The following is a 26,441-nucleotide window of genomic DNA, read 5'->3' as shown; positions in this document are numbered from 1 at the left end:
AGGGCGGCCCCATGTATTCACGGCTCTCGGCACGGCGCATGGCGCTGACGCTGTTCGCCGTCTTCGCGATCGTCGGGGTCTTCGTCGTCAAGCTCGTCGACATCCAGGTCGTGCGAGCGGGGGAGCTGACCGCGGCGGCGGAGGCCCGGCGCTCGATGTCGCTCACTGTCTGGGGCTCCCGCGGCGAGATCGTGGATGCCAACGGCACGGTTCTCGCCGACAGCGTCGACCGATTCGACATCACGGCCTCGCCGAAGAACGTCGGCGACACGACCGAGATGACGATCGACGAGGAGCGCGTCGAAGTGCCCACGACCGAGGCGATCGCTAAGATCGCCGAGCTCACGGGAACCCCTGCCGCCGACCTCTACGCCGCGCTCACCGAGGACCCGGAATCGGACTTCACCTACCTGGTACAAGCGGTGACACTTGAGACATTCACCGCGGTGTTCGACCTCGACATCGGCTGGGTGTACTCGGAGTTGAGGCCCGCTCGCACCTACCCGAGAGGCGCGATTGCGGGGAACCTCGTCGGCTTCCTCGGCTTCGACTCGGCGCCCCTTGCCGGCACGGAATACCGTGAGAACGAGTGTCTTGCTGCGACTGCGGGTACCTCCACGTTCGAACGTAGCGCCGATGGGGTTCGCCTTCCAGGGAGCCTCGTCGTCGAGCAGGAACCGATTGACGGCGGAACCGTGCACCTCACGATCGACGCCGACCTGCAGTGGTACGCGCAGCAACGACTCGCCGAGCAGGCGACTGCCGTCGGCGCGGACTGGGGCACCGCGATGGTCGTGCGCGTCGCCACGGGTGAGATCGTCGTCGCGGCGGACTGGCCGTCGATCGACCCGAACGACCTCAACTCGGTGAGCGCCGAGAACTCGGGGGCGCGCAGCTTCACCGCCCCGTTCGAGCCCGGCTCGATCATGAAGCCCGTCGCCTTCGCGACCCTGCTCGACAAGGGGCTCATCACGCCCGAGACCCCGGTCACGGTGCCCGGCAACTACACGAACGGCCTGCCGGCGGGGGAGAACATCACCGACGTGTTCTCACACGGAGACCTGCGCTGGACCGCCACCGGCATCCTGATGAACTCCTCGAACATCGGCACGGTGATGCTCAGCGAACGGCTGAATCCGCAGGAGAAGTACGACGCCTTCCGGGCGTTCGGGTTCGGTGAGCCGACCGAGGCCGGCTTCCTCGGCGAGGACGGCGGCACCGTCTACACCCCCGAGCAGACCCAGTCCGACACCGTCACCCTCGCCACCCAGATGTTCGGGCAGGGCATCACGGCCACCAGCGCGCAGATGGCGAGCCTGTACCAGACGCTCGGCAACGGCGGCGTGCGGATGCCGCTGACGCTGGTGGCGGGCTGCGAGCACGCCGACGGCACCTGGACCGATGTGCCGGTGCCGACCGGCGAACGGGTCGTCAGCGAGTACGCCGCCGACACGACGCTGCTGATGATGGAGACGGTCGCCAGCCAGGGCGCCTCCCGCGATGTCGTCAGCGTGCCGGGCTACCGCATCGCGGCGAAGACCGGAACGGGCGAGGTCGCCGAGAACGGCCGATACGGCTCCGAGCGCATCGTCTCGTACGCCGGAGTGTTCCCGGCCGACAACCCCGAGTACGCCATTGTCGTGACGCTCGGCAAGCCCGATACGATGAAGTCTTCGGCTGCCGCCGCCCCCGTCTTCAACGCGATCATGGAGCAGGTCATCAAGACCTTCCGGATCACGCCTTCGACGGAAGCGGCGCCGAACCTTCCGCTCGTCTGGTAGAGCGGGAGCCCGCCTCGCGGCCCGCGGGCCGGAGTGGCAAGCAGAGGAAAGGAGTCGGGTGAGTTCTCGGATTCCCCCGGTCCTTCGGCCCGAGCACCCCTCGCCCCGCTCGCTCGCCGGCTTCGTCCAGGAGTTCGGGATCGACTACCGCGGCAGCCTCGACGGGGTCGAGATCAGCGGGGTGACGATCGGCACGGGCGACCTGCATCCCGGCGACCTCTTCGTCGGCGTGAAGGGCGCGAAGGGCCACGGTGCCGCGTTCGCCGCCGAGGCGCGTGAGGGCGGCGCGGTCGCGCTGCTCACCGATGCCGAGGGCGCCGAGCTCGCCGCCGACGCCGGCCTGCCGATCCTGCTCGTCGAGAACCCGCGACTCGCGCTCGGTGAGATTGCGGCGTGGGTGTACCGCACGCGGGAAGACCCGCCGCTGCTGTTCGGCACGACCGGCACCAACGGCAAGACCTCCACCTCCTACCTGCTCGAAGCGGTGTTGCGGCAGCTCGGGCTCGTCACCGGGCTGTCCTCGACCGCCGAGCGCCACATCGGAGACCTGACGATCGTCAGCCGGCTGACCACGCCGGAGGCGAGCGAGATGCACGCGCTGCTGGCGCGGATGCGGGAGAGCGGCGTGCGCGCGGTCGCGGTCGAGGTGAGCGCTCAGGCCCTCACCCACCACCGGGTCGACGGGCTGGTGTTCGACGTCGCCGGATTCACCAACCTCAGCCACGACCACCTCGACGACTACGCCGACATGGAGGAGTACTTCCGGGCGAAGTTGCCGTTGTTCCAGCCCGAGCTCGCCAAGCGCGCGGTGGTCTGCCTCGACACCTCCTACGGCGCTCGCGTCGTCGAGGAGGCCCGCATCCCGGTGACGACGATCGCGACGATCGGGCACGCGACCCCCGAGGACGTCGCCGGGGCGGACTGGACGGTCGAGATCCTCGATTCGACGCCCGCGTACACCGAGTTCCGGCTGAGCGGACCGGAGGGGCGCAGCCTCGTCACCCGCGAGCCGCTCATCGGCTGGCACATGGCCGCGAACGCCGCCCTGGGCATCGTCATGCTCGTCGAGGCGGGATTCGAGCTCGAGGCGATCGGGGCCGCCCTGGACGCCGACGGCGGCATCCGGGCCTACCTCCCGGGTCGCACCGAGCGCGTGTCAGGCGACCGTGGGCCGAGCGTCTACGTCGACTTCGGGCACAGCCCCGACGCGTTCGAGAACACCCTCGCGGCCGTGCGCCAGTTCACGGCGGGCCGCACGATCATGGTGTTCGGAGCCGACGGCGATCGGGATGCCTCCAAGCGTCACGCGATGGGGCGCGTCGCGGCGGAGGGCTGCGACATCCTGATCATCACCGACCACCACCCGCGCTTCGAGAACGCCGCCTCGATCAGGAAGACCCTGCTCGAGGGCGCGGCCCAGGCGCAGCACCAGCCCGAGATCTACGAGGTGAGCCCGCCCGAAGCCGCGATCCTCAAGGCCGTCTCGCTCGCCAAAGAGGGCGACTCGATCCTCTGGGCGGGCCCCGGACATCAGGACTATCGCGACATCGAGGGCGTACGCACCCCGTATTCGGCCCGCGAACTCGCCCGGGCGGCCCTGCGCGAGGCCGGCTGGTGATCGCCCTCACCCTGGCCGAGATCGCTGACGCACTCGGCGGCCGGATCGTGCGGGGCGACCCGGCCACGGTCATCGACGGGAGCGTCGAGACCGACTCGCGGCTGGTGTCGCCGGGCTCGGTGTTCTTCGCGCTGCCGGGCGAGACCACCGACGGCGCCCTCTTCGCCGGGGACGCCGTCGACGCCGGAGCCGCCCTGGTGATCGCCGAGCGCGACGTCGATGTCGACGCGGCGCTGATCGTCGTGCCCGACGGCGTCGAGGCGCTGGCGGCGCTGGCGCGAGAAGTCGTCGCCCGGGTGCGGGCGCTCGGCCAGCTCGAGGTGGTCGCGATCACCGGGTCGAACGGCAAGACCACGACGAAGAACCTGCTACGGGCGATCCTCTCCGCGGAAGGGCCGACCGTCGCTCCCGAAGGCTCGTTCAACAACCAGGTCGGCGCGCCGATCTCGATGCTGCGCGTCGACGAGGCCACCCGGTTCCTCATCGTCGAGATGGGGGCGTCGAGAATCGGCGAGATCGCGCGGCTGATCTCGATCGTCACTCCCGACATCGGGGTCGTGCTCAAGGTGGGACTCGCGCACGCCGGCGAGTTCGGCGGAATCGACGCCGTGCAGCGCGCGAAATCCGAGATGGTCACCGATTTGCCGCCGGATGCCGTCGCCCTGCTGCACGGCGACGACCCGCGGGTCGACGAGATGGCGGGGATGACCCGTGCCCGGGTCGTGCGCTTCGGAGTGGGCGAGGGCAACGACCTGCGCGCCGACGACGTTCAGGCGACCGCCACCGGTACGACGTTCGACTACCTCGCCGACGGGGTCCGGCATCCGGTCGCCCTGCGCATCCTGGGGGAGCACAACGTGACCAACGCTCTCGCCGCGCTCGGGGTCGCGCACGAGCTGGGCATTCCGGCCGAGGGGGCGATCGCCGCGATCGAGACGGTGCCCCGGGCCGAGCGCTGGCGCATGGAGGTGCTCGAGCCCGGCAACGGCGTCACCGTCATCAACGACGCCTACAACGCCAGCCCCGACTCGACTGCTGCGGCGCTCAAGACCCTCGCGCAGATCACCCGGGGCGGCACCGGGCGTTCGATCGCCGTCCTCGGTGAGATGGCCGAACTGGGGGAGTACGCCCAAGAGGAGCACGACCGCATCGGCAGGCTCGTCGTGCGGCTCAACATCTCGCAACTCGTCGTGGTCGGCGAACGGGCGCGGCACATCCACGCGGCCGCCGGGCTCGAAGGGTCGTGGGACGGAGAGTCGGTATTCGTCGGCGATGCCGACGCGGCCTACGATCTCCTTCGGGGAGAACTCCGGTCCGGCGACGTCGTGCTCGTGAAGTCCTCCAAGTCCGCGGGGCTCCGCTTCCTGGGCGACCGACTCGGAGGTGTGAGCTAGATGATCGCCCTCCTGATCGCCGGAGCCTTCTCCCTTGCGTTCACGCTCTTCCTCACCCCGCTCTTCATCCGGTTGTTCACCCGAATCGGGTGGGGCCAGTTCATCCGGGACGACGGCCCGCAGAGCCACCACATCAAGCGCGGCACGCCGACGATGGGCGGCATCGTCTTCCTCACCGGTGCGTTCCTCGGCTACCTCGTCGGGCACCTGGTCGCCGGCGTGCCCTGGACGATGGTCGGCGTTCTGGTGTTCGGGATGGCATTCGGGCTCGGGCTCGTCGGATTCGTCGACGACTTCACCAAGATCCGCAACCAGCGCAGCCTCGGAATCGGCGGCTGGACGAAGATCGTCGGGCAGGTGGTCGTCGGCAGCGTCTTCGCGATCTTCGCCATCACCGAGAACTTCCGCGACGAGAACGACCTGACGCCGGCGTCGACCCTCATCTCCGGGGTTCGCGACATCAGCTGGCTCAACCTGTTCGCGTTCGGTTCGGTCGTCGGCTTCGTGCTCTTCGTCGTCTGGGTCAACGTCATCACGACGAGCACCTCGAACGCGGTCAACGTCACCGACGGCCTCGACGGGTTGGCGAGCGGCGCGGCCATCTTCGCGATCTCGGCGTACATCTTCATCGGGTTCTGGCAGGCGAACCAGTCGTGCTTCAACGACAACGTCATCGGGTCGCCGACCTTCTACAAGTGCTACGAGGTGCGCGACCCGCTCGACCTGGCCGTCGCCGCCGCGGCGCTGTGCGGGTCCCTTCTCGGCTTCCTGTGGTGGAACACCTCGCCCGCGAAGATCTTCATGGGCGACACCGGTTCGATGGGCCTGGGCGGTGCGCTCGCGGCTCTCGCGATCCTCACCCGCACGGAACTGCTGCTCGTGCTGATCGCCGGCCTGTTCATCATCGTGACCGGCTCGGTCATCATCCAGCGGGCCTACTTCAAGCTCACCAAGTGGCGGTTCGGGCAGGGGCGTCGGGTGTTCCTGATGAGCCCGCTGCAGCATCACTTCGAGCTCAAGGGCTGGGCCGAGATCACGATCGTCGTGCGGTTCTGGCTGATCGCGGCGCTCTTCGTCGCGGCCGGGGTCGGCACGTTCTATCTGGAATGGGCCAGTCGGTAGTGACGGCTCCGGATGAGCGCGACCTGTCACTCCTGACCAGTTGGCGCGCCGACTGGGCGGGGTTGCGGGTCGCGGTCTTCGGTGTCGGCGTCACCGGGTTCTCGGTGGCCGACACCCTCGTCGAGCTCGGCGCCGACGTTCTGGTCGTCGCCGCGAACGCCTCCGACGAGCACCGCCGCCTGCTCGACGTGATCGGAGCCCGCCTCGAACTCCACCCCGACGAGTCGACGGTGCCGGGCGCCCTTCCCGACTTCGACCCCGAGCTCGTCGTCGTCTCGCCGGGCTACCACCCCGACCACGTGCTGTTGCGCTGGGCGGACGAGCGCGGCATCCCGATCTGGGGCGACATCGAATTGGCCTGGCGCCTGCGCGACAAGGTCGTGCGTCCCGACGGGCGACCGGCCGACTGGATCTGCGTCACCGGCACCAACGGCAAGACCACGACGACCCAGCTCACCGCCACGATGCTCGTCGCGGGCGGCCTGCGTGCGGCGCCTGCGGGCAACATCGGCATTCCCGTACTCGACGCGATCCGTGACCCGTCGGGGTTCGACGTGCTCGTGATCGAGCTGTCGAGTTACCAGTTGCATTGGGTCAACACCCACGCGGGGGGCGAACTCGCACCACTCGCGAGCGTGTGCCTCAACCTCGACGATGACCACCTCGACTGGCACGGTTCGGCCCAGGGCTACCGGGACGCCAAGGCCAAGGTCTACACCGGAACCCGCGTCGCGTGCGTCTTCAACCAGGGCGACGTGGCGACCCGCGAGATGGTCGAGGACGCCGACGTCGAGGAGGGCTGCCGGGCGATCGGCTTCGGCCTCGGCGTCCCGGGGCTGAGCGATCTCGGTGTCGTCGACGGCATCCTCGTCGACCGCGCGTTCCTGGATGACCGCCACACCACCGCTCTCGAACTGTGCACGATCGACGACCTGAGGTCCGCGGGGCTCGGCACGCCGCACGGCATCGCCAACACCCTCGCGGCGGCGGCGTTGGCCCGGGCGGCCGGCGTGGCGCCCGCGGCGATCCGGGATGCCGTGCGCGCGTTCGCCGTCGACCATCACCGCACCGAGTGGGTCGCCGAGTATCAGGGGATCGCGTTCGTCGACGACTCGAAGGCGACCAACGCGCACGCCGCGAACGCGGCCCTCGCGGCGTACCCGTCGGTCGTGTGGATCGCCGGCGGCCTGCTGAAGGGCGTCGACCCCGGCTCGCTCGTGAAGCGTCACGCGGACCGGTTGCGCGGGGCCGTGCTGCTCGGGGTGGACCGCGCGGCACTCCGCGAGGCGTTCCAGCGACACGCGCCCGGCGTCCCCGTCGTCGAGGTCGCCGAGTCGGAGACTGAGGTGATGCTCGTCGCGGTACGGGCGGCTGTCGCGCTCGCCCGGGAGGGCGACGTGGTGCTGCTTGCGCCGGCGGCGGCGTCGATGGACCAGTTCATCGACTACGCGGACCGCGGACGGCGGTTCGCCGACGCGGTGCGGGAGTTGACGGGAGGCGACCTTGGCGAGAGTCCAGCGTCCCGGCCCGAGCCGTCCGAGCCCGACCCCACGTAGTCGTCAGGCGGCGCCCGCGGCGGAGAAGCCGGTGCCGACGGCGATCGTCGCCGTGCGGAAGCTGTTCGCCGCCGAGACGCCCGAGTTCTTCCTGCTGCTCGGCACGACCCTCTTCCTGCTCGTCTTCGGCCTCGTGATGGTGCTGTCGTCGTCGGCGATCGAGTCACGGATCGACGACGGCGACTTCTTCGCGCGGGCCGCCCGGCAGGGCCTGTACGCGGTCATCGGGTTGCCGCTGTTGTTGCTCGCGTCGCGCGCTCCCTTGTCGTTCTGGAAGCGATGGGCGGGGTGGGCGGTCATCCTCGGGGTGGCGTTGCAGATGCTCGTCTTCACCGATCTGGGCTACGAGACCGGTGGCAACCGCGGCTGGCTCGACTTCGGGTCGTTCACCGCACAGCCGTCGGAGCTGATCAAGCTCGCACTCGTCATCTGGTTGCCGTGGATTCTGGTGAAGAAGTCCGCCCTGCTCGAGGAATGGCGTCACGTTCTCGTGCCGATCGGACCGATCGTCGCGGTCTGCGTCGGCCTCGTGCTGCTCGGCAACGACCTCGGCTCGGCGTCGATCATCATCCTGCTGGCTCTGGGCACCCTGTTCTTCGCCGGGGTGCGGTTGCGGCATCTCGCCGCCGCCGTCGCGGTGATCGCCGTTCTCGCCGCCGGTGTCGCGACCCTGAGCCTGTCGCGACGCGACCGCATCGACGCCTGGCTCTCGGGCTGCGTCGACCCGGACCTGCTCGGCAACGAGTGCTGGCAGACCGTGCACGGCTGGGAGGCGCTCGCTCACGGGGGAGTCTTCGGCGTGGGCCTGGGCAACTCCGCGGGCAAGTGGTCGTGGATCCCCGAAGCCGACAACGACTTCATCTTCGCGATCATCGGTGAAGAGCTGGGGTTGGTCGGCTGTCTGCTGGTGCTCGCCCTGTTCGTGCTGCTCGCGATCTGCTTCGTGCGCATCATCCGCATCGCACGCGATCCGTTCGCGAAGATCGCCACCGCGGCGGTGATGACCTGGATCCTCGGACAGGCATTCGTCAACATCGCGGTCGTGCTCGGAATCCTCCCCGTGCTCGGCGTGCCGCTGCCGTTGGTCTCGGCGGGTGGCTCCGCATTGCTCACGACGATGGTCGCGATCGGCATCGTGCTGTCGTTCGCCCGGCATCGGCCGCACTCGCTGGCCGACGATGTGCCGGTCGTGCGGTCGAACAGAATGATCAGGTGACCACCTACCTGTTCGCCGGCGGAGGGACTGCCGGCCACGTCAACCCGCTTCTCGCCACCGCCGACCGGCTCCGCGAGCGCGAGCCCGACGCCGTGATCCTCGTGCTCGGCACCGCCGAAGGCCTCGAGGCCCGGCTCGTGCCCGAACGGGGCTACGAGTTGCTGACCGTGCCGCGGCTGCCGTTCCCGCGGCGTCCGAACGCCGACGCCCTGCGATTCCCGCGCCGCTGGCGCGCGTCGGTCGACCGGGTGCGCGCCCTTCTGCGCGAACACCGGGTCGACGTCGTCGTCGGGTTCGGCGGCTACGCGTCGGCACCCGCCTACGCCGCCGCCCGCAAAGAGCGACTGCCGATCGCGGTGCACGAGCAGAACGCCCGCCCGGGGATCGCCAACCGGCTGGCCGCGCGCTGGACCCGGCACGTCGGCGTCACCTTCACCGGAACGCCGCTGTCGCACGCCCGGGTCGTCGGGTTGCCGTTGCGTGCCGAGATCGAGCGACTCGATCGCCCGTCGGCCCGCCTCGCGGGGCTCGAGCTCTTCGGGCTCGACGCCGGCGCCCCCGTGCTGCTCGTGACCGGCGGATCGACCGGGGCCCTGCGCCTCAACCGGAGCGTCGCCGCGTCGGTCGCCGCGCTCCTCGGCACCGGGTGGCAGGTGCTGCACATCACCGGGAGCCGCTCACCCGTCGACGACCCCGGACTCGCCGGCTACCGCATCCTGGAGTACTGCGACCGCATGGATCTCGCCCTCGCCGTCGCCGACCTGGCCGTCTCGCGCGCGGGGGCGGCGACGGTGTGCGAGCTCGCCGCCGTCGGCATCCCGGCGGTGTTCGTGCCCTACCCGGTCGGCAACGGCGAGCAGGCCCTCAACGCTCGCGGCGCGGTGGATGCCGGCGGGGCCGTTCTGGTGGTCGACGCCGCCTTCACTCCGGAGTACGTCGAGCGCGAACTGCCCGCGCTGCTCGCGGACCGCGCGCGCGTCGCCGACATGGCGGCACGCATGGCGTCGGTCGGCGTACGCGACGGCGCCGACCGGATGGTCGACCTCGTGCTCGAAGCGCGCGCCGCGGGCCGACGGTAGCGTTGAGTCGATGATCAAGCCCGACCTCGACCTGGAGATCCCGGCGGATCTGGGGAAGCTGCACTTCGTCGGGATCGGCGGCTCGGGCATGAGCGGGATCGCCCGCCTGTTCCTCGAGGCCGGGCACCGGGTCACGGGGTCGGATCGCAGCGAGAGCGCGGCCGTGATCGAGCTGCGTGAACTCGGCGCCGAGGTCTGGATCGGGCACGACGCCGCTCACGTCGGCGACGCCGACACCCTCGTCGTGACGGGGGCGCTCTGGCAGGACAACCCCGAGTACCAGGAGGCGCTGCGGCGCGGCATCCCGGTGCTGCACCGGGCGCACGCGTTGGCCTGGCTGGTGCGCGGAACCCGGCTCATCGCGGTCGCGGGCGCCCACGGCAAGACCACGTCGACCGGGATGGTCGTCACGGCGCTGCGGGAGCTGGGTGCCGACCCGAGTTTCGTGAACGGCGGCGTCATCGCCGGCTATGGCCGGAGCGCCGCGAGGGGTGCCGGGGAGTTCTGGGTCATCGAGGCGGACGAGTCCGACGGGTCCTTCGAGCTCTACGACCCGGCCGCGGTGCTGATCACCAATCTCGACACCGACCACCTCGACCACTACGGCTCCGAGGCGGCCGTCGAGGATGCCTTCGTGCGCGTCGCATCGGGCGCGAGCGAGTTGCTCGTGACCTCGGCCGACGACGCGGGTGCCCGCACGGTCGCCGCGCGGTCGACGGCACCCCGCGCGCTCACCTTCGGCACGGCTCCGGATGCCGACGTGCGTCTCGTCGATGTCGATGCCGCCGAGACGGTGTCGTTCACCCTGAGGTTCGGCGGCGAGGACCATCCGGTGCGGCTCGGCGTCGCGGGGGCGCACAACGCCCTCAACGCCGCCGGCGCGTTCGCGGTGCTCGCCGGTCTGGGCTTCGATCCGGCGGGGATCGCGCGCGGTCTCGAGGCGTTCGCCGGCACCGGGCGTCGATTCGAGCACCACGCAACGGTCGGCGGAGTACGGGTGTACGACGACTACGCGCATCACCCCACCGAGGTCGTCGCCGCGCTGCAGACGGCGCGTTCGGTCGTCGGTGCGGGTCGGGTCATCGCGGTGCACCAGCCCCACCTGTACAGCCGAACGCTCGCCATGGCGGGGGAGTTCGCCGAAGCCTACGAGCGACTCGCCGACCACACCGTCGTGCTCGACGTCTACGGGGCGCGCGAGGATCCGATTCCCGGGGTGACGGGTGCCCTGGTCGCCGAGCGATTCCACGACCCCTCGCGGGTCGACTACCTCCCCGACTGGCAGGCCGCCGCCGACCGGGTCGGTGAACTCGCCCGCCCCGGTGACCTCGTGATGACGCTCAGTTGCGGCGACGTGTACCGCATCATCCCGCAGCTGGTCACCGCGCTCGAGTCGTGAAGCGTCCCGAGCGCCCGGCCGCGCACCCGCAACAGCCTCCGCAGAAGCCTCCTCGGCGGGTCGAGGAGAGACCGGTGAAACGCGCGGCGACGCCGGCGGCGCAGCCGAAGGTGCGCGCCGAGCAGTCGGCGCGCAAGGCCGACCGCGTTCGCCAACGCTACGAACGCGCGGAGGTCAAGCGATTCACCCGGCATGCCCGGCGTCGCCGCATCGGCGGGCTGGTGGTGCTGGGGGTTCTCGCGTCCACGGCGGGCCTCATCGCGGCCGCGGTCTTCTCACCGATTCTGGCGCTGCGCGAGATCCGGGTCGACGGCACCGTGCGTCTCGACCCGGCCGTCGTCCAGGAGGCGGTGTCGGGGCAGCTCGGCACCCCGTTGGCCCTGCTCGACGAGGCGCGCATCCGCGACGAGCTCGGGCAGTTCACGAGCATCCGCAGCTACGTCACGGAACTCGTGCCCCCCGACACCCTCGTGATCCACATCGTGGAGCGCACGCCGCTGGGGGTGATCGCGACCCCCGCGGGATTCGACGTCGTCGATGCCGCCGGCGTGGTGCTCGAGTCGTCGCCGGCGCGCCCGGCGAACCTCCCGTTGATGCAGATCGACGGCAGCGAACCCGATGGCACCGGTTTCGACGCGATGGCCGAGGTTCTCATCGCGCTGCCCCCCGACGTGCTGGCACAGGTGGACTCGATCGGCGCGCGCACGCAGGACGATGTGACGCTGAGCCTCACCGGCAGCGACCAGCGCGTCGTCTGGGGGAGTGCCGACGACTCCGAGCGGAAGGCCGACATCCTCGCCGCGCTGCTGGCCCGGTTCGCGACCGCCGGCCCGGGGGAGTACGACGTCTCGGCGCCGGGAAGCGCGGTCTTCCGACTGGATTGACTCCCGGCGCGACGACACGCGCACAGATGTCCGGGGTGTTGCGCGTCGACGCGCTTACCGTGGGGGCGAATCATCATATTGAGAAAGAATCTCAACTTCAAGCTGAGGTTGAAACTTTCCCCTCGGAGGCCGGAACGTGACGTCGAACCAGAACTACCTGGCGGTGATCAAGGTCGTCGGAATCGGCGGCGGTGGGGTCAACGCCGTCAACCGCATGATCGAGCTCGGTCTGCGCGGGGTGGAGTTCATCGCGATCAACACCGACGCTCAGGCCCTCTTGATGAGCGACGCCGACGTCAAGCTCGACGTCGGACGGGAACTCACCCGCGGCCTCGGCGCCGGCGCCGACCCGGAGGTCGGCCGCCGCGCCGCTGAAGACCACGCCGAAGAGATCGAAGAGGCCCTCGCCGGCGCCGACATGGTCTTCGTCACGGCAGGTGAGGGCGGGGGCACCGGAACCGGTGGCGCGCCCGTCGTGGCCCGCATCGCCAAGTCGATCGGTGCGCTCACCATCGGTGTCGTCACGAAGCCCTTCGCGTTCGAGGGCAAGCGGCGTTCGTCGCAGGCCGAGGTCGGAGTCGCCGCGCTCAAGAACGAGGTCGACACGCTCATCGTCGTGCCGAACGACCGTCTGCTCGAGATCAGCGACCGCGGCATCAGCATGCTTGAGGCGTTCGCCACCGCCGATCAGGTTCTGCTCGCGGGTGTGCAGGGCATCACCGACCTCATCACGACGCCCGGTCTCATCAACCTCGACTTCGCCGACGTCAAGAGCGTCATGCAGGGTGCGGGTTCCGCGCTCATGGGCATCGGAGCCAGCCGCGGCGCCGACCGCGCGATCAAGGCCGCCGAACTCGCGGTCGCCTCGCCGTTGCTCGAAGCCTCGATCGACGGGGCGCACGGGGTGCTGCTGTCGATCCAGGGCGGCTCGAACCTCGGCATCTTCGAGATCAACGACGCGGCCCGGCTCGTGCAGGAGGCCGTGCACCCCGAGGCGAACATCATCTTCGGTGCCGTCATCGACGACACCCTCGGCGACGAGGTGCGCGTCACCGTCATCGCCGCCGGGTTCGACGGTGGCGAACCCTCGATCTACCGGCCGGCGCCGGTGCGCCGCGACTCGTTCGTGGCCGCCGAGGCCCCGGTGCCGGTCGCGGCCGGAGCGACGGGAGCCGTCGACACCCAGGGCTGGGCCGCCGAACCGGATGCGCCGCTCGGTGCCCCGCTCGATCGCGACTTCGACGACGAGGGCGACCTCGACATCCCGGAGTTCTTGAAATAGCACCCACACTCGCGGAGCGCCTCGCTGCGGTCGACGCAGCCATTGCCGACGCGGTACGGGATGCCGGTGCCGCGCCGCCGACGCGCATCGTCGTGACCAAGTTCCAGCCCGCCTCGCTCGTGCGCGAACTCGCCGACCTCGGGGTGCGCGATGTGGGGGAGAACCGGCATCAGGAGGCCGTCGCGAAGGTCGCGGAGGTCGACGACCCGCGGCTGGCCTGGCATTTCGTCGGACAGTTGCAGAGCAACAAGGCCAAGGCCGTGCGGCAGTATGCGGCGACCGTGCACTCGGTCGACCGGGAGTCGCTCGTCGCCGCGCTCGCCTCCGACGACGGACGGGTGCTCGGGGCCTTCCTCGAGATCGGGCTGAGTGACGAGCCCGGGCGCGGGGGAGTCGATCCTCAAGAGGCCGAGTCGCTCGCCGACCGCGTGCTCGCCGCACCGGGACTCCGGCTGCTCGGCGTGATGGGTGTCGCACCGCTCGGCGTCGAGCCGCGACGCGCCTTCGCCCGCCTGCGCGAGGTGTCGGAGCGGGTGCGCCGGGTGGATCCGAGCGCCACCGCGATCTCCGCCGGGATGTCGGGAGACTTCCGCGAGGCGATCGCCGAGGGCGCGACACACCTGCGCATCGGCACGGCAATCACGGGAAATCGACCGATCCCCGGTTAATGTCGAATCGGATGCCGCGCCTGTGACAGCGGCACCGATCCTTCGGGAGGACGACATGGCGAATCCGCTGCGCAAGACGATGGTCTACCTCGGCCTGGCCGACGAGGACTACGACGAACACCTGCCCGCGGCTCCGGTCGCGCCGGTGGCCTCGACGGCGGGCCGCGCTCCGGTGACCCCGCTCCGGCGTCCCGCGGCGGCGAGCACCAAGCACGCCGCCCCCGGGATGAACGAGATCCTCACGGTCAATCCGCGTCAGTACAAAGACGTGCAGGCGATCGCCGAGGCGTTCCGCGAGGGTGTTCCGGTGATCATGAACCTCTCGCAGATGCCCGAGCCCGATGCGCGGCGCCTCATCGACTTCGCGAGCGGCCTGGCATCCGGCCTGTACGGCAAGATCGAGCGCGTCACGAACAAGGTGTTCCTGCTGTCGCCTGAGCATGTCGCCGTCAGTGGCGAGGCCGAAGAGGCCGAGGCGGGCGTCGACGCGGGCTTCTTCGCTCAGTGACCGGCAGGTAGCTCGACTGAGCGACTGCCGGTAACCTTCGGTTCATCCGGCCTGGCGTTGTACGCTGGAACCCTCACCCCTTCACTGAGGGTGAGATGTCGATATCGTCATCGAGGCGCGACCGGAGGTCGCGGGGGTGATGGCGAGCAATGCGTGAGGTGAAAGACATGGCCTTGACTCCTGAAGATGTGGTCAACAAGCGGTTCAACCCGACGAAGTTCCGCGAGGGCTACGACCAGGACGAGGTCGACGACTTCCTCGACGAGGTGGTCGTCGAGCTGCGCCGCCTGAATCAGGAGAACGAGGAGCTGCGTCAGCGCCTCGTCGCCGGGGAGTCGCGTCTCGCCGAGCTGCAGCGCAGCGCCGCACAGCAGCCCGCAGCGCAGCAGGCGGCTCCGCAGCAGGCAGCGCCCCAGCCGGCGCCGGTGCCCGAGCAGCCGGCCTACGCGCCCACGGGCGGCTTCGACCCGAACGCCATGGACCCGGGCAACACCAACAACCTCCTGCAGCTCGCCCGCCGACTCCACGAAGAGCACGTCCGCGAGGGCATGGAGAAGCGCGACGCGCTCATCGCCGAAGGGCACGCCGCAGCAGCGCGCGTGGTCTCCGAGGCCGAGCAGGGCGCGCGCGCTCAGCTCAACGCCCTTCAGCAGGAGAAGAGCGAACTCGAGCGCGAGGTCGAAGAGCTGCGCCAGTTCGAGCGCGACTACCGCACCAAGCTGCGTGGCTACATCGAGGGGCAGCTGCGCGAGCTCGAGAACTCCAACGCGCTGAGCGCCGCGCCCGCGCAGGCGGCCGTCACGGCGACCCCGCAGCCGTACGCGGCGGCCGCGCCGGCCGGCTACGGTCAGCCGCAGCAGGCGGAGTACTCCGCATATCAGCAGCCCACCGAGTACACGGGTTTTGGCCCGGGCAACTGACCCGCCCGCGCCGGACGCCGCACCGCGCCAGCGGCAGGTGAGTCCCCGCGCGCTCGGGTTGCTCGCCGCCATCGCCGTCGTCGCCTACGGCCTCGATCAGGGTACGAAGTATCTCGTCACGACCAACCTCGCGGTCAACGAGACGGTGCCGGTCCTCGGCGAGATCCTGCAGCTTCACTACGTCACGAACCCGGGCGCCGCGTTCTCGTTCGCGACCGGGTTCACCTGGGTGCTCTCGATCGTCGCGATCGGAGCCATCGTCTTCATCATCGGCTTCGCGCCCCGCATCAGATCGCTGCGCTGGGCGACCATGTTCGGGCTCGTGCTGGCGGGGGCTTTCGGCAATGTGACCGATCGCCTGACCCGCCCGCCGGGGTTCGGGGTCGGTCACGTCATCGACTTCATCCAGGTGTGGGGGTTCCCGGCGATCTTCAACGTCGCCGACATCGCCATCGTCTCGGCGATGGGGCTGTTCCTGTTGCTCTCACTCCGCAACGTCGGTCTCGACGGCGTGCGCCGTACCGACGACGCCGGGGGCACCGACGACCCCGAGAAGGCGTCCGCCGACGCACCCTCGACCCCGTGACCGAGCAACGCAGTCTGCCGGTCCCCGAGGGTCTGGGCGGCGAACGCGCCGATGCGGGCATCGCCAAGCTGCTCGGATTCTCACGCAGCTTCGCGGCGGAGGTGCTGGAGGCCGGGGGAGTTCGGCTCGACGGGATCCTGCTCGGCAAGTCGGATCGGTTGCGGGCCGACGGGTGGCTCGAGGTGGAGTGGGCGCCGAAGGAGGCGCCGCGCGTCATCCCGCAGCTCGTTCCCGGGTTCCGGATCGTCCACGACGACGACGACCTCGTGGTGATCGACAAGCCGGTCGGCATCGTCGCGCATCCCGCGCCCGGGTGGAGCGGCCCGACGGTGCTCGGCGCCCTGGCCGCCGCCGGCTACCGCATCTCGACGTCGGGAGCAGCCGAACGCGCCGGCATCGTGCACCGGCTCGACGTCGGCACGAGCGGGCTCATGGTGGTGGCGAAGTCGGAATCGGCGTACACCGAGCTGAAGCGGCTGTTCCATGACCGGGAGGTCGACAAGATCTACCACGCGGTCGTGCAGGGTCACCCCGATCCGCTCGCCGGCACGATCGACGCCCCGATCGGGCGCCACACCAGCAACGACTGGAAGTTCGCGATCCGCGCCGAGGGCAAGCACGCGGTGACCCACTACGAGACGATCGAGGCGATGCGCGCCGCAAGCCTGCTCGAGGTCACCCTCGAGACGGGCCGCACGCATCAGATCCGCGTGCATCTCGCCGCCCAACGGCATCCGTGCGTGGGCGACACCCTGTACGGCGCCGACAAGGGTCTGACCGAACGACTCGGACTCACCCGGCAGTGGCTGCACGCGCACAAGCTCGGATTCCGGCATCCCGCGACCGGGGAGTACGTGTTGTTCGAGTCGCCGTACCCCGACGACCTGCAACACGCTCTCGATGTTCTGCGCGCCGACTAGCCGCGACCTATCCTGGGATTCGACCCCGGAGCCAGAGTGACCGATTCCTTCGTGCATCTGCACGTGCACAGCGAGTATTCGATGCTCGACGGTGCGGCCCGCGTCGGCGAACTCATGACGGCCGTCGCCGAGCAGGGCATGCCGGCGATCGCAATCACCGACCACGGCAACAACTTCGGCGCCTACGACTTCTACAAGCAGGCGACCGCGCTCGGGGTCAAGCCGATCATCGGCACCGAGGCGTACCTCACGCCCGGCACGCACCGCACCGACAAGACCCGGGTGCGCTGGGGCGACGGCGGGCAGGACGACGTCTCCGGCTCGGGCGCGTACACGCACATCACGCTGCTCGCCGAGACCACGGAAGGCATGCACAACCTCTTCCGGATGTCGTCGCTCGCCTCGATCGAGGGCTACTACTTCCAGCCGCGCATGGACCGCGACCTGTTGAGCACCTACGGAAAGGGCATCATCGCCACGACCGGGTGCCCCGGCGGCGAGGTGCAGACCCGGCTGCGGCTCGGGCAGTGGGACGAAGCGGTCGCGGCCGCGGCGGAGTTCCGCGACATCTTCGGCAAAGACAACTACTTCGTCGAGATCATGGACCACGGCCTGCAGATCGAGCGCCGGGTGCAGTCCGACCTCATCCGGCTCGCGAAAGAGCTGAACCTGCCGCTCGTCGCGACCAACGACCTGCACTACACGCACGCGGCCGACGCGCACGCGCAGGAGATCCTGCTGTGCATCCAGTCGGGCTCGACGATGGACGACCCGAACCGCTTCAAGTTCGACGGGCAGGACTACTACCTGAAGTCCGCCGCCGAGATGCGGCAGCTGTTCCGCGATTACCCGGAGGCGTGCGACAACACCCTGCTGATCGCCGAGCGCACCCACGTCGAATTCGCCAAGCGCGACCTCATGCCGCGATTCCCGGTGCCCGAGGGCGAGACCGAGGCGTCGTGGTTCGAGAAGGAGGTCGAGCGCGGGCTGCTCGTGCGCTTCCCCGGCGGCGTGAGCGACGTGCATCGGCGTCAGGCCGACTACGAGGTCGACGTCATCAAGCAGATGGGCTTTCCCGGCTACTTCCTCGTGGTCGCCGACTTCATCGCGTGGGCGAAGGCACAGGGAATCCGGGTGGGCCCGGGGCGCGGCTCGGCGGCCGGATCGCTCGTCTCGTACGCCATGGGCATCACCGAGCTCGACCCGCAGCGCTACGGGCTGATCTTCGAGCGATTCCTCAACCCCGACCGCGTCTCGTTGCCCGACGTCGACGTCGACTTCGACGACCGCCGCCGGTCGGAAGTCATCCGGTATGTCACCGAGAAGTACGGCGACGACCGGGTCGCGCAGATCGTCACCTACGGCACGATCAAGGCAAAGCAGGCGATGAAGGACTCGGCGCGCGTGCTCGGGATGCCGTTCAGCGTCGGCGAGAAGCTCACGAAGGCGTTCCCCCCGCCGGTGCTCGGCAAGGAGATGACGCTGACCGATGTCGTCACTCCGACATCCGAGCGCTACAAGGAGGCGGCCGACATCCGGGCGCTGCTCGAGACGGACGCCGAGGCGGCCCAGGTCTTCGAGACGGCGCGGGGCATCGAGAACCTGAAGCGGCAGTGGGGCGTCCACGCCGCGGGCGTCATCATGTCGGCCGAACCGCTCATCGACGTCGTGCCGCTCATGAAACGGCAGGACGACGGCGCGATCATCACGCAGTTCGATCAGCCGCCGTTGGAAGACCTCGGCCTGCTGAAGATGGACTTCCTCGGCCTCCGCAACCTGACCGTCATCCAAGACGCCCTCAATGCGATCGAGAAGAACACCGGGCGGCCGCTCGCCATCGAGGACCTCGACCTCGACGCCGACCCGGCGACCTACGAGCTGCTCTCGCGCGGCGACACGCTCGGGGTGTTCCAGCTCGACGGTGCGCCGATGCGGGCGCTGCTCAAGCAGTTGAAACCCACCAACTTCGAAGACATCTCGGCCGTCATCGCGCTCTACCGGCCCGGCCCGATGGGCATGAACTCCCACACCAACTACGCGCTCCGCAAGAACGGGTTGCAGCGTTCCGAGCCGATCCATCCCGAACTCGCCGAGCCGTTGCGCGAGATCCTCGACACCACATTCGGCCTGATCGTCTACCAGGAACAGGTGATGGCGGTCGCCCAGAAGGTCGCCGGCTTCAGCCTCGGTCAAGCCGACGTGCTGCGGCGGGCGATGGGCAAGAAGAAGAAGTCGGAGCTCGACAAGCTCTTCGCCGAATTCGAATCCGGGATGACCGGCAACGGGTACTCGAAGCAGGCCGTGCAGGTCCTGTGGGACACCCTGATGCCGTTCGCCGACTACGCCTTCAACAAGGCGCATTCGGCCGGCTACGGCGTGCTGGCCTATTGGACGGCCTATCTCAAGGCGAATCATCCGGCCGAGTACATGGCGGCGCTGCTGACCAGCGTCGGCGACGCGAAAGACAAGCTCGGCCTTTACCTCAACGAGTGCCGGCGCATGGGCATCCGGGTGCTGCCGCCCGACGTCAACGAGTCGGCAGGCGACTTCACCGCCGTGCCCAGCGAGACGGGCGTCGGCGACATCCGCTTCGGCCTCGGGGCCGTGCGCAACGTCGGCTACGGCGTCGTCGAGCACATCCGGGCCGCCCGCGAGAAGGAGGGGCGCTTCGTCGCGTTCCACGACTTCCTGCGCAAGGTGCCGATCCCCGTCGCCAACAAGCGCACCGTCGAATCGCTCGTGAAAGCCGGCGCCTTCGACTCGCTCGGCAACACCCGGCGTTCGCTCATCGAGATCCACGAGGGTGCCGTCGAGCGGGCCGTGAGCGACAAGCGCAACGAGGCGAACGGCCAGGTCGGCTTCGACTTCGACTCGCTGTGGGACGAGCCGGAGCACGCCACCGAGTCGGTGCCGGAGCGGCCGGAGTGGAGCAAGCGCGACAAGCTCGCCTTCGAGCGCGAGATGCTGGGCCTCTACGTCAGCGACCACCCGTTGGCCGGCCTGGAGCAGACGCTCGCGAAACACGCGACGATCTCGATCGGCGAGCTCATCGGCGGGGATGCCGCGAACGACGGCGAGCAGGTCACGGTCGCCGGGCTGCTGACGACCGTGCAGCACCGCACCGCCCGCAACTCCGGCAACCAGTACGGGATGGTGACGGTCGAGGACTTCGGCGGCGAAGTCACCGTGCTGTTCATGGGCAAGACCTACCAGGAGTTCGCGCCCGCGCTGCAGAACGACTCCATCGTCGTGATCAAGGGCCGGGTCGCCACCCGCGACGACGGGCTCAACCTGCACGCGGTCAGCCTCTTCGTGCCCGATACGGGTGCGTCGCTCGGTGCGGGGCCGCTCGTCATCTCGGTGCCCGAGCACCGTGCGACGACCGACGTCGTCTCCGCCCTCAACGACGTGCTCATCCGGCATCGCGGCGACAACGAGGTGCGGTTGCGGCTCGTGCGCGGCGAGAGCGCCCGGATGTTCGAGGTGCCGTTCCCGGTCACCGTGACCGCCGACCTCTACGGCGAACTGAAGTCGCTGCTCGGGCCGAACTGCATCGCCTGAGCGTCGGATCGCCTGAGCGTCGCTACGGGGTGAGGGGTGGCCCGGGAGTCATGTAGGTGCGCTCGTGGTACAGCAGCGCGTCGTCATCCACCCCGAGTCCGCCGTCTTCGATCTGCACGACGACGACGGCGTTGTCGGCGACCGGCACCCGCTCGACGATCCGACCGAGCATCCAGGCGGGAACGTCTTTCAGCAACGGCAGACCGAGCGGCCCCGGAGCCCAGTGGTCGCCGGCGAACCGCTCGTCGTGCGGCCCGGAGAGCCGATCGGCGAGCGCACGGTTGCGGGCGCCGAGCAGATGGATGATGACATGCGTCGTGCCCTCGACGGCCGGCCAGGCGGTCGAGACGCGCGCCATGTTGAAGGTCGCGAGCGGCGGCACGGCGGCGAGGGAGGCGAGCGACGTCGCCGTGAACCCGACGGGCGTGCCGTCGGGGGTGCGAGCGGTCACCACGGCGACCCCCGCGGCGTGCCGCCGGAACGCGAGCTTGAACGCGGAGAGGTCATCGACGATGTGCGGTTCCACGCCACCAGTCAACCCTGTCCGCGGGGTCGGCATTCCACCGCGCTGGCATTCGAGGCTTTCGTGCGCCCGTAGCATGGACGGGCCATGATCCAGACGATCGATCTCCGCGGCCGGCGTCCCACCCCCGGGGAGCTCCGGGCACTCGTGCATCGTGCCGAGGTCGACGTGTCGGCCGCCATCCCGGTGGCCGCCGAGCTCGTCCGCGACGTTCGCGAACGCGGCACGATCGCGCTCGACGAGCAGGCCGACCGATTCGACGGCGGGCGGGCCGAGACCATCCGGGTCGACCCGGCCGCGATCACCGCCGCCGTCGCCCGACTGCCCACGCCGATCCGGGCGGCCCTCGACGAGGTCGTCGGCCGCGAGCGGGCGGCCAGCCGGGCGCAGGTGCCGAGCCCGGCGGTCACCACCGTCGCCCCCGGGGCGCAGATCACGCAGCGCTGGCAGCCCGTGGACCGGGTCGGGCTCTACATCCCCGGCGGCAAGGCGGTGTACCCGTCCAGCGTCGTCATGAACGTCGTGCCCGCGCAGGTCGCGGGGGTCGGGTCGATCGCCCTCGCCTCGCCGCCGCAGAAGGACTTCGACCACGGCATCCACCCGCTGATCCTCGGTGCGGCGGGCGTGCTCGGCGTCGACGAGGTCTACGCGATGGGCGGTGCCGGGGCCATCGGCGCGCTCGCCTACGGCGTCCCCTCGCTCGCACTCGACCCGGTCGATGTCGTCGCCGGTCCGGGCAACGTCTACGTCGCCGCCGCGAAACGAGTCGTGCAGGGCGACGTCGGCATCGATGCCGAGGCCGGTCCCAGTGAGGTGCTGGTGATCGCGGATGGCGCTGCGGACGCCCGCGTCGTCGCCGCCGACCTGATCAGCCAGGCCGAGCACGACGAGTCGGCCGCAGCCGTTCTGGTGACGGATGCGCCGCAGCTGGCGGACGCCGTGCGCGCCGAGCTCGAGCGTCAGGTCGCGACCACGGCGGCGCGGGACCGGGTGCTCATCGCCCTCGCCGGCCCGCAGTCGGCGATCGTGCTCGTCGACGACCTCGAGACCGCGGCACGGGTGAGCGACGCCTACGCGCCGGAGCACCTCGAGATCCAGACGGCCGACCCGGGCGCCGTGCTCGACCGCATCTCGCACGCGGGCGCCATCTTCGTGGGCGCCTTCTCGCCGGTGAGCCTCGGCGACTACCTCGCCGGGTCGAATCACATCCTGCCCACGGGGGGAACGGCGCGCTTCGCATCCGGCATCTCGGCCGTCACCTTCCTGCGCCCTCAGCAGGTGGTGAGCTATGACGCCGAGGCGCTTCGGGGGGTCGCGCACCACATCCGCGCGATGAGCGACGCCGAGCAACTGCCCGCTCACGGCGACGCGGTGGATGCCCGCTTCCCTGACTAATCGCGCGGCGGCGCCTATCCTGGTGCCACCATGTTCTGCCCGTTCTGCCGTTACCCGGACAGCCGCGTCGTCGACTCGCGCACGAGCGACGACGGCCTCGCCATCCGTCGGCGGCGGCAGTGCCCCGAATGCGGGCGCCGGTTCTCGACGACCGAGACGGCGAGCCTCTCGGTGATCAAGCGCTCCGGAATTGTCGAGCCGTTCAGCCGGGAGAAGATCGTCGCCGGCGTACGCAAGGCCTGCCAGGGTCGTCCGGTGAGCGACGCCGACCTCGCGCTCCTCGCGCAGCGGGTCGAGGAGTCGATCCGGGCGACCGGGGTGTCGCAGATCGACGCCAACGACATCGGTCTCTCGATCCTGCCGCCGCTGCGGGAGCTCGACGAGGTCGCCTACCTCCGCTTCGCGAGCGTCTACCAGGGCTTCGACTCGCTCGACGACTTCGAGGCCGCGATCGCCCTTCTCCGTGTTGAGAACGCGAGCACCGGAGAGACCTCGGTGGTCGAGTAGCGCAGGGCGCGCGTCTCGCGACCGCACCTCCCGATAGCCTGAACTCGATGTACGCGCTCCTGTTCCGCTTCGTGCTGCGTCGGATGGATCCCGAGCGGGCACACCACCTGGCATTCCGCGTCATCCGCCTGCTGCCGGGCTTCCTCCGGGGGCTGAGTCGCCCGCATCCGTCGCTCGCCGTCGACGCCCTCGGGCTGCGCTTCGCGTCGCCGTTCGGGCTCGCCGCCGGGTTCGACAAGGAGGCGTCGGGAATCCGCGGCCTCGGCGTGCTCGGCTTCGGTCATGTCGAGGTCGGCACGATCACGGCGGTGCCGCAACCCGGCAACCCGAAACCGCGGCTGTTCCGGCTCGTCGCCGATCGTGCCGTGGTCAACCGGATGGGGTTCAACAACGCCGGCGCCGAGGCGGCGGCCGAGCGACTGGCCCGGGAACGTCGTCGCCGCGGGCGGCCGATCATCGGCGTCAACATCGGCAAGTCCCGCGTCGTCGCGGTCGAGGACGCCCTCGACGACTACCTGGCTTCGACCCGCTTGCTCGCACCGCTCGCCGACTACCTGGTCGTGAACGTCAGCTCACCCAACACCCCGGGCCTGCGCGGCCTGCAGGAGCTCGACCGGCTCGCCCCCCTGCTCGAGGCGGTGCGGGATGCCGCCGAGGGCGTGCCGGTGCTCGTCAAGATCGCGCCCGACCTCACCGACGAGCAGGTGCTGCGGATCGCGGCGCTCTGTGTCGATCTCGGTCTTCCCGGGCTGGTCGCGACCAACACGACCCTGTCCCGGGCGGGCCTGCGTTCCGACCCCGCCGAGATCGCGGCGGCGGGGGAGGGCGGCCTGTCCGGTGCGCCGCTCGCCGCCCGCTCGATCGAGGTGCTGCGCCTGGTGCGCCGAGCGGTGCCCGACGACTTCGTGGTGATCTCGGTCGGCGGTGTCGACACCGGCAAGGATGTCGCCGAACGCCTGGCGGCCGGCGCGACCCTGGTGCAGGGCTACACGGCGTTCCTCTACCGCGGCCCGTTCTGGGCCCGCGGCATCAATTCAGTGCTTCGCTCGGCCGCTTCCGGCTAAGACGGGTACGCGCCGCGCTTCACCTGAGGCTTGGGCAGGCGCAGGAAACGCATCTGGATGGCGCGCATCGCGGCATACCAGCGCACCTTCTCGACCTTGTCCTTGCCGTACTTCGCCGCGAGCCTGCGGGTCACCTGGAAACCGAGCACGACGCAGTCGGCGACGACGAAGAGGAAGATCGCCCAGAAGCCGAGGAACGCATAGTCCGCGATCTGCGGCACGAACCAAGTGAGGATGACGAGCACGAGGGTCGGCATCAGGATCTCGCCGGCGCTGAACCGGGCATCGACGAAGTCGCGCACGAAACGCTTCTGCGGGCCCTTGTCGCGGATCGGGAGGTAGCGTTCGTCGCCCTTCGCCATGCCGATACGGGCCTTTTCGCGCTCGGTCGCCAGCGCCGCGCGGTTCTGCTGGGACGCGAGTTTGCGGTCCTTCGGCACGAGCGGACGACGTTGCGCCGCCTCCCGCTCCTTACGCGTCGGGGTCGCGCGACCCTTGCCCGCGGGAGTCGGATCGGGTTCGACCGCGGGGGAGGCGGGAGTGCTGGGGGTCTTGGCCACGACTTAAGATTACGGGATGCCTGCCACGCCGCCTTCGACTCCGTTCGCCGACGAACTCCGTGAGGCGGTCGCTGCCGGGTTCCCGCTCGCGGTGGCCGACCTGTCGCGCCTCGTGCGCATCCCGTCGGTCTCCTGGGATGGGTTCGACCCGGAACAGGTCGAGGCGAGCGCCGAGGCCGTGAGGGCCCTCGCGGCCGATACCGGCGTCTTCGAGGACATCGACATCGTGCAAGTGCCGATTGGCGAGGGCAGCAAGCTGGGGCTTCCCGCCATCATCGCCACCCGCGCCGCACGCAACGGGCGGCCGACGATCCTGCTCTACGCGCACCACGACGTTCAGCCGCCCGGTGAGGACGAACACTGGGACTCGGTGCCGTTCGAGCCGACGCTGCGCGGCGACCGGCTGTACGGCCGGGGCGCGGCCGACGACAAGGCCGGGGTGATGACCCACATCGCCGCGATCCGATCGCTCGTGGCGGTGGCTGGCGACGATCTGGATGTCGGCCTCGTGCTGTTCATCGAAGGCGAGGAGGAGTTCGGCTCCCGATCGCTTCCCGAGATCCTGCGCCGCTACCGGGACCGCATCGCGTCCGACGTCATCGTCGTCGCCGACTCGGGCAACTGGGACCTCGATACCCCTGCCCTGACGATCGCGCTGCGCGGCGCCGTGGCCTTCAACCTCAGGATCACGACCCTCGCGCACGCCTCGCACTCCGGGATGATGGGCGGCGCCGTACCCGACGCGCCGATGGCCGCGATCGAACTGCTCGCCACCCTCTGGAAGAAGGACGGCTCGGTCGCCGTCGAGGGTCTGACGAGTCACGACGAGGAGACTCCGAAGTACGGCGAGACGAAGCTGCGCGAGGAGTCGGGACTCCTCGACGCGGTCAGCCCGATCGGGAAGGGGGCGATCCTCTCGCGGCTCTGGTACCAACCGTCGATCACCGTCACCGGCATGGACATCCCGAACATCCGCAACGCCTCCAACACCCTGGTGCCGAGCGTCAGGGTGCGGATCAGCGCGCGGGTCGCGCCGGGGCAGACCGCGCAGGAGGCGTTCGACGCGATCGAAGCTCACCTCATGGGCCATGTGCCGTTCGGGGCCGAGATCTCGATCGAAGACCTCGACATGGGCAACCCGTTCCTCGTCGACTCCTCAGGCTGGGCTGCCGCTGACGCCCTCGAGACGATGGGGGAGGCCTGGGACACCGAAGGGGTCGAGATCGGTGCAGGTGGGTCGATCCCGTTCATCGCCGACCTCGTCGACATGTTCCCCGAGGCCCAGATCCTCATCACCGGCGTCGAAGACCCCGACTCACGCGCGCACAGTCCGAACGAGTCGCTGCATCTGCCGACTCTGCGACGCGCCATCCTCTCGGAAGCACTGCTGCTGTCACGGTTGAACGCCAGATCCGGCGAATGACCGGGATGCTCGCTTACACTCGATGACATGACCGACACCGCCCTGACCTCGACTGACCAGGCCTCGACCGACGTCACCACGCACGGCGTGAAGCTCACCGACACGGCGGCGACCAAGGTCAAGAACCTGCTTCAGCAGGAAGGTCGCGACGACCTCCGCCTGCGGGTCGCCGTGCAGCCGGGCGGCTGCAGCGGCCTCATCTACCAGCTCTACTTCGACGAGCGACTGCTCGACGGCGACGCGACGGTCGACTTCGATGGCGTCGAGGTGGTCGTCGACAAGATGAGCGTGCCGTACCTCGAGGGAGCGGCGATCGACTTCGAGGACACCATCCAGAAGCAGGGGTTCACGATCGACAACCCCAACGCCGCCGGATCCTGCGCCTGCGGCGACTCTTTCCACTAGATCGGCGCGACTCTCCGGGGCCTGCGGCGGTTTCTGTCGTTCGGCTGATGGATAGACTGGCCTCAGGTCA

At 69.7% G+C, this 26,441-nt stretch carries 23 protein-coding genes; 21 read left to right on the top strand and 2 right to left on the bottom strand.

From position 1 onward, the window contains the following. The first annotated feature begins 11 nt into the window (after nucleotides 1-11). The 16 genes from IE173_RS04590 to dnaE all read left to right on the top strand — a co-directional run bounded on the left by IE173_RS04590 (nucleotide 12) and on the right by dnaE (nucleotide 20,494). Nucleotides 12-1,781 (top strand): peptidoglycan D,D-transpeptidase FtsI family protein, encoded by a 1,770-nt coding sequence (locus IE173_RS04590; RefSeq protein ID WP_191282167.1) that lies wholly within the window; start codon nucleotides 12-14, stop codon nucleotides 1,779-1,781. Nucleotides 1,782-1,839: 58 nt separating this feature from the next. Further along, nucleotides 1,840-3,399: a Mur ligase family protein gene (locus IE173_RS04585; RefSeq protein WP_191282165.1), complete on the top strand. Its 1,560-nt coding sequence runs from the start codon at nucleotides 1,840-1,842 to the stop codon at nucleotides 3,397-3,399. Next, a complete protein-coding gene (locus IE173_RS04580; RefSeq protein ID WP_191282163.1) occupies nucleotides 3,396-4,793 on the top strand; it encodes a UDP-N-acetylmuramoyl-tripeptide--D-alanyl-D-alanine ligase in 1,398 nt (465 codons plus the stop codon). The genes IE173_RS04585 and IE173_RS04580 overlap by 4 nt, the downstream gene beginning before the upstream one ends. Next, nucleotides 4,794-5,915, top strand: coding sequence for a phospho-N-acetylmuramoyl-pentapeptide-transferase (mraY, locus tag IE173_RS04575; RefSeq protein ID WP_191282161.1), 1,122 nt, complete (start codon nucleotides 4,794-4,796; stop codon nucleotides 5,913-5,915). Further along, on the top strand, nucleotides 5,900-7,471 hold the full coding sequence (gene murD / locus IE173_RS04570; protein WP_191282159.1) for a UDP-N-acetylmuramoyl-L-alanine--D-glutamate ligase: 1,572 nt from the start codon (nucleotides 5,900-5,902) through the stop codon (nucleotides 7,469-7,471). The genes mraY and murD overlap by 16 nt, the downstream gene beginning before the upstream one ends. 31 nt (nucleotides 7,472-7,502) lie before the next feature. After that, nucleotides 7,503-8,687, top strand: a complete 1,185-nt coding sequence (ftsW, locus tag IE173_RS04565) for a putative lipid II flippase FtsW (RefSeq protein WP_229841878.1) — start codon at nucleotides 7,503-7,505, stop codon at nucleotides 8,685-8,687. After that, a complete protein-coding gene (gene murG, locus IE173_RS04560) occupies nucleotides 8,684-9,766 on the top strand; it encodes an undecaprenyldiphospho-muramoylpentapeptide beta-N-acetylglucosaminyltransferase (RefSeq protein WP_191282156.1) in 1,083 nt (360 codons plus the stop codon). The genes ftsW and murG overlap by 4 nt, the downstream gene beginning before the upstream one ends. Before the next feature lie 10 nt (nucleotides 9,767-9,776). Next, a complete protein-coding gene (gene murC / locus IE173_RS04555; RefSeq protein ID WP_191282154.1) occupies nucleotides 9,777-11,165 on the top strand; it encodes a UDP-N-acetylmuramate--L-alanine ligase in 1,389 nt (462 codons plus the stop codon). A gap of 74 nt (nucleotides 11,166-11,239) precedes the next feature. Beyond that, nucleotides 11,240-12,049: a cell division protein FtsQ/DivIB gene (locus tag IE173_RS04550; protein WP_229841877.1), complete on the top strand. Its 810-nt coding sequence runs from the start codon at nucleotides 11,240-11,242 to the stop codon at nucleotides 12,047-12,049. A 136-nt stretch (nucleotides 12,050-12,185) separates the two neighbouring features. Further along, the gene (ftsZ, locus tag IE173_RS04545; RefSeq protein WP_191282152.1) at nucleotides 12,186-13,331 is read left to right on the top strand and encodes a cell division protein FtsZ; all 1,146 of its coding nucleotides are present in this window, start codon (nucleotides 12,186-12,188) and stop codon (nucleotides 13,329-13,331) included. A gap of 41 nt (nucleotides 13,332-13,372) precedes the next feature. Then, entirely contained in the window at nucleotides 13,373-13,999 is a 627-nt protein-coding gene (locus IE173_RS04540) for a YggS family pyridoxal phosphate-dependent enzyme (RefSeq protein WP_373298449.1), read from the top strand. A 55-nt stretch (nucleotides 14,000-14,054) separates the two neighbouring features. Then, nucleotides 14,055-14,507: a cell division protein SepF gene (locus tag IE173_RS04535; protein WP_191282150.1), complete on the top strand. Its 453-nt coding sequence runs from the start codon at nucleotides 14,055-14,057 to the stop codon at nucleotides 14,505-14,507. A 167-nt stretch (nucleotides 14,508-14,674) separates the two neighbouring features. Beyond that, a complete protein-coding gene (locus IE173_RS04530) occupies nucleotides 14,675-15,427 on the top strand; it encodes a DivIVA domain-containing protein (RefSeq protein ID WP_191282148.1) in 753 nt (250 codons plus the stop codon). Nucleotides 15,428-15,464: 37 nt separating this feature from the next. Then, nucleotides 15,465-16,013 carry a signal peptidase II gene (gene lspA / locus IE173_RS04525; protein WP_229841876.1) on the top strand — a complete coding sequence of 183 codons (549 nt, stop codon included), beginning with the start codon at nucleotides 15,465-15,467 and terminating at the stop codon, nucleotides 16,011-16,013. Beyond that, nucleotides 16,010-16,933, top strand: coding sequence for an RluA family pseudouridine synthase (locus tag IE173_RS04520; RefSeq protein WP_229841875.1), 924 nt, complete (start codon nucleotides 16,010-16,012; stop codon nucleotides 16,931-16,933). The genes lspA and IE173_RS04520 overlap by 4 nt, the downstream gene beginning before the upstream one ends. A gap of 36 nt (nucleotides 16,934-16,969) precedes the next feature. Then, a complete protein-coding gene (dnaE, locus tag IE173_RS04515; RefSeq protein WP_191282147.1) occupies nucleotides 16,970-20,494 on the top strand; it encodes a DNA polymerase III subunit alpha in 3,525 nt (1,174 codons plus the stop codon). A 22-nt stretch (nucleotides 20,495-20,516) separates the two neighbouring features. Here dnaE and IE173_RS04510 read toward each other — a convergent pair whose 3' ends face one another. Continuing rightward, the gene (locus tag IE173_RS04510; protein WP_191282145.1) at nucleotides 20,517-21,053 is read right to left on the bottom strand and encodes a flavin reductase family protein; all 537 of its coding nucleotides are present in this window, start codon (nucleotides 21,051-21,053) and stop codon (nucleotides 20,517-20,519) included. A gap of 51 nt (nucleotides 21,054-21,104) precedes the next feature. Here IE173_RS04510 and hisD point away from each other — a divergent pair, with 51 nt between their 5' ends. From hisD to IE173_RS04495, 3 genes are read left to right on the top strand one after another with little or no spacing between them, the layout of a single operon-like run. Next, on the top strand, nucleotides 21,105-22,412 hold the full coding sequence (hisD, locus tag IE173_RS04505; protein WP_191282143.1) for a histidinol dehydrogenase: 1,308 nt from the start codon (nucleotides 21,105-21,107) through the stop codon (nucleotides 22,410-22,412). A gap of 30 nt (nucleotides 22,413-22,442) precedes the next feature. After that, nucleotides 22,443-22,919: a transcriptional regulator NrdR gene (nrdR, locus tag IE173_RS04500; RefSeq protein ID WP_191282141.1), complete on the top strand. Its 477-nt coding sequence runs from the start codon at nucleotides 22,443-22,445 to the stop codon at nucleotides 22,917-22,919. Nucleotides 22,920-22,966: 47 nt separating this feature from the next. Beyond that, on the top strand, nucleotides 22,967-23,983 hold the full coding sequence (locus IE173_RS04495; protein ID WP_191282140.1) for a quinone-dependent dihydroorotate dehydrogenase: 1,017 nt from the start codon (nucleotides 22,967-22,969) through the stop codon (nucleotides 23,981-23,983). Here the strand turns inward: IE173_RS04495 and IE173_RS04490 are convergent. Then, nucleotides 23,980-24,543: a DUF3043 domain-containing protein gene (locus IE173_RS04490; protein ID WP_191282138.1), complete on the bottom strand. Its 564-nt coding sequence runs from the start codon at nucleotides 24,541-24,543 to the stop codon at nucleotides 23,980-23,982. The two genes, IE173_RS04495 and IE173_RS04490, sit on opposite strands and share 4 nt — an antisense overlap. A gap of 16 nt (nucleotides 24,544-24,559) precedes the next feature. On the opposite strand from IE173_RS04490, the gene IE173_RS04485 reads away from it, so the two are divergent. Both IE173_RS04485 and erpA read left to right on the top strand, forming a co-directional pair. Further along, on the top strand, nucleotides 24,560-25,966 hold the full coding sequence (locus IE173_RS04485; protein ID WP_191282136.1) for a dipeptidase: 1,407 nt from the start codon (nucleotides 24,560-24,562) through the stop codon (nucleotides 25,964-25,966). Between the two features lie 27 nt (nucleotides 25,967-25,993). Next, complete coding sequence (gene erpA, locus IE173_RS04480; protein ID WP_191282134.1) at nucleotides 25,994-26,371, top strand: iron-sulfur cluster insertion protein ErpA; 378 nt, start codon at nucleotides 25,994-25,996, stop codon at nucleotides 26,369-26,371. Nucleotides 26,372-26,441: the final 70 nt, after the last annotated feature.

The sequence above is a fragment of the Pseudolysinimonas yzui genome, from assembly GCF_014653215.1.
GTDB lineage: Bacteria > Actinomycetota > Actinomycetes > Actinomycetales > Microbacteriaceae > Pseudolysinimonas_A > Pseudolysinimonas_A yzui.
This window is presented reverse-complemented; position numbering and strand designations above follow the sequence as displayed.

Bases quoted from the DNA above. Each gene is read 5' to 3' on its own strand.
- IE173_RS04590 (WP_191282167.1), top strand. From the start codon at position 12: ATGTATTCACGGCTCTCGGCACGGCGCATGGCGCTGACGCTGTTCGCC.
- mraY (WP_191282161.1), top strand. From the start codon at position 4,794: ATGATCGCCCTCCTGATCGCCGGAGCCTTCTCCCTTGCGTTCACGCTC.
- murD (WP_191282159.1), top strand. From the start codon at position 5,900: ATGGGCCAGTCGGTAGTGACGGCTCCGGATGAGCGCGACCTGTCACTC.
- murC (WP_191282154.1), top strand. From the start codon at position 9,777: ATGATCAAGCCCGACCTCGACCTGGAGATCCCGGCGGATCTGGGGAAG.
- IE173_RS04535 (WP_191282150.1), top strand. From the start codon at position 14,055: ATGGCGAATCCGCTGCGCAAGACGATGGTCTACCTCGGCCTGGCCGAC.
- IE173_RS04530 (WP_191282148.1), top strand. From the start codon at position 14,675: ATGGCCTTGACTCCTGAAGATGTGGTCAACAAGCGGTTCAACCCGACG.
- IE173_RS04510 (WP_191282145.1), bottom strand. From the start codon at position 21,053: ATGCCGACCCCGCGGACAGGGTTGACTGGTGGCGTGGAACCGCACATC.
- hisD (WP_191282143.1), top strand. From the start codon at position 21,105: ATGATCCAGACGATCGATCTCCGCGGCCGGCGTCCCACCCCCGGGGAG.
- nrdR (WP_191282141.1), top strand. From the start codon at position 22,443: ATGTTCTGCCCGTTCTGCCGTTACCCGGACAGCCGCGTCGTCGACTCG.
- IE173_RS04495 (WP_191282140.1), top strand. From the start codon at position 22,967: ATGTACGCGCTCCTGTTCCGCTTCGTGCTGCGTCGGATGGATCCCGAG.
- IE173_RS04485 (WP_191282136.1), top strand. From the start codon at position 24,560: ATGCCTGCCACGCCGCCTTCGACTCCGTTCGCCGACGAACTCCGTGAG.
- erpA (WP_191282134.1), top strand. From the start codon at position 25,994: ATGACCGACACCGCCCTGACCTCGACTGACCAGGCCTCGACCGACGTC.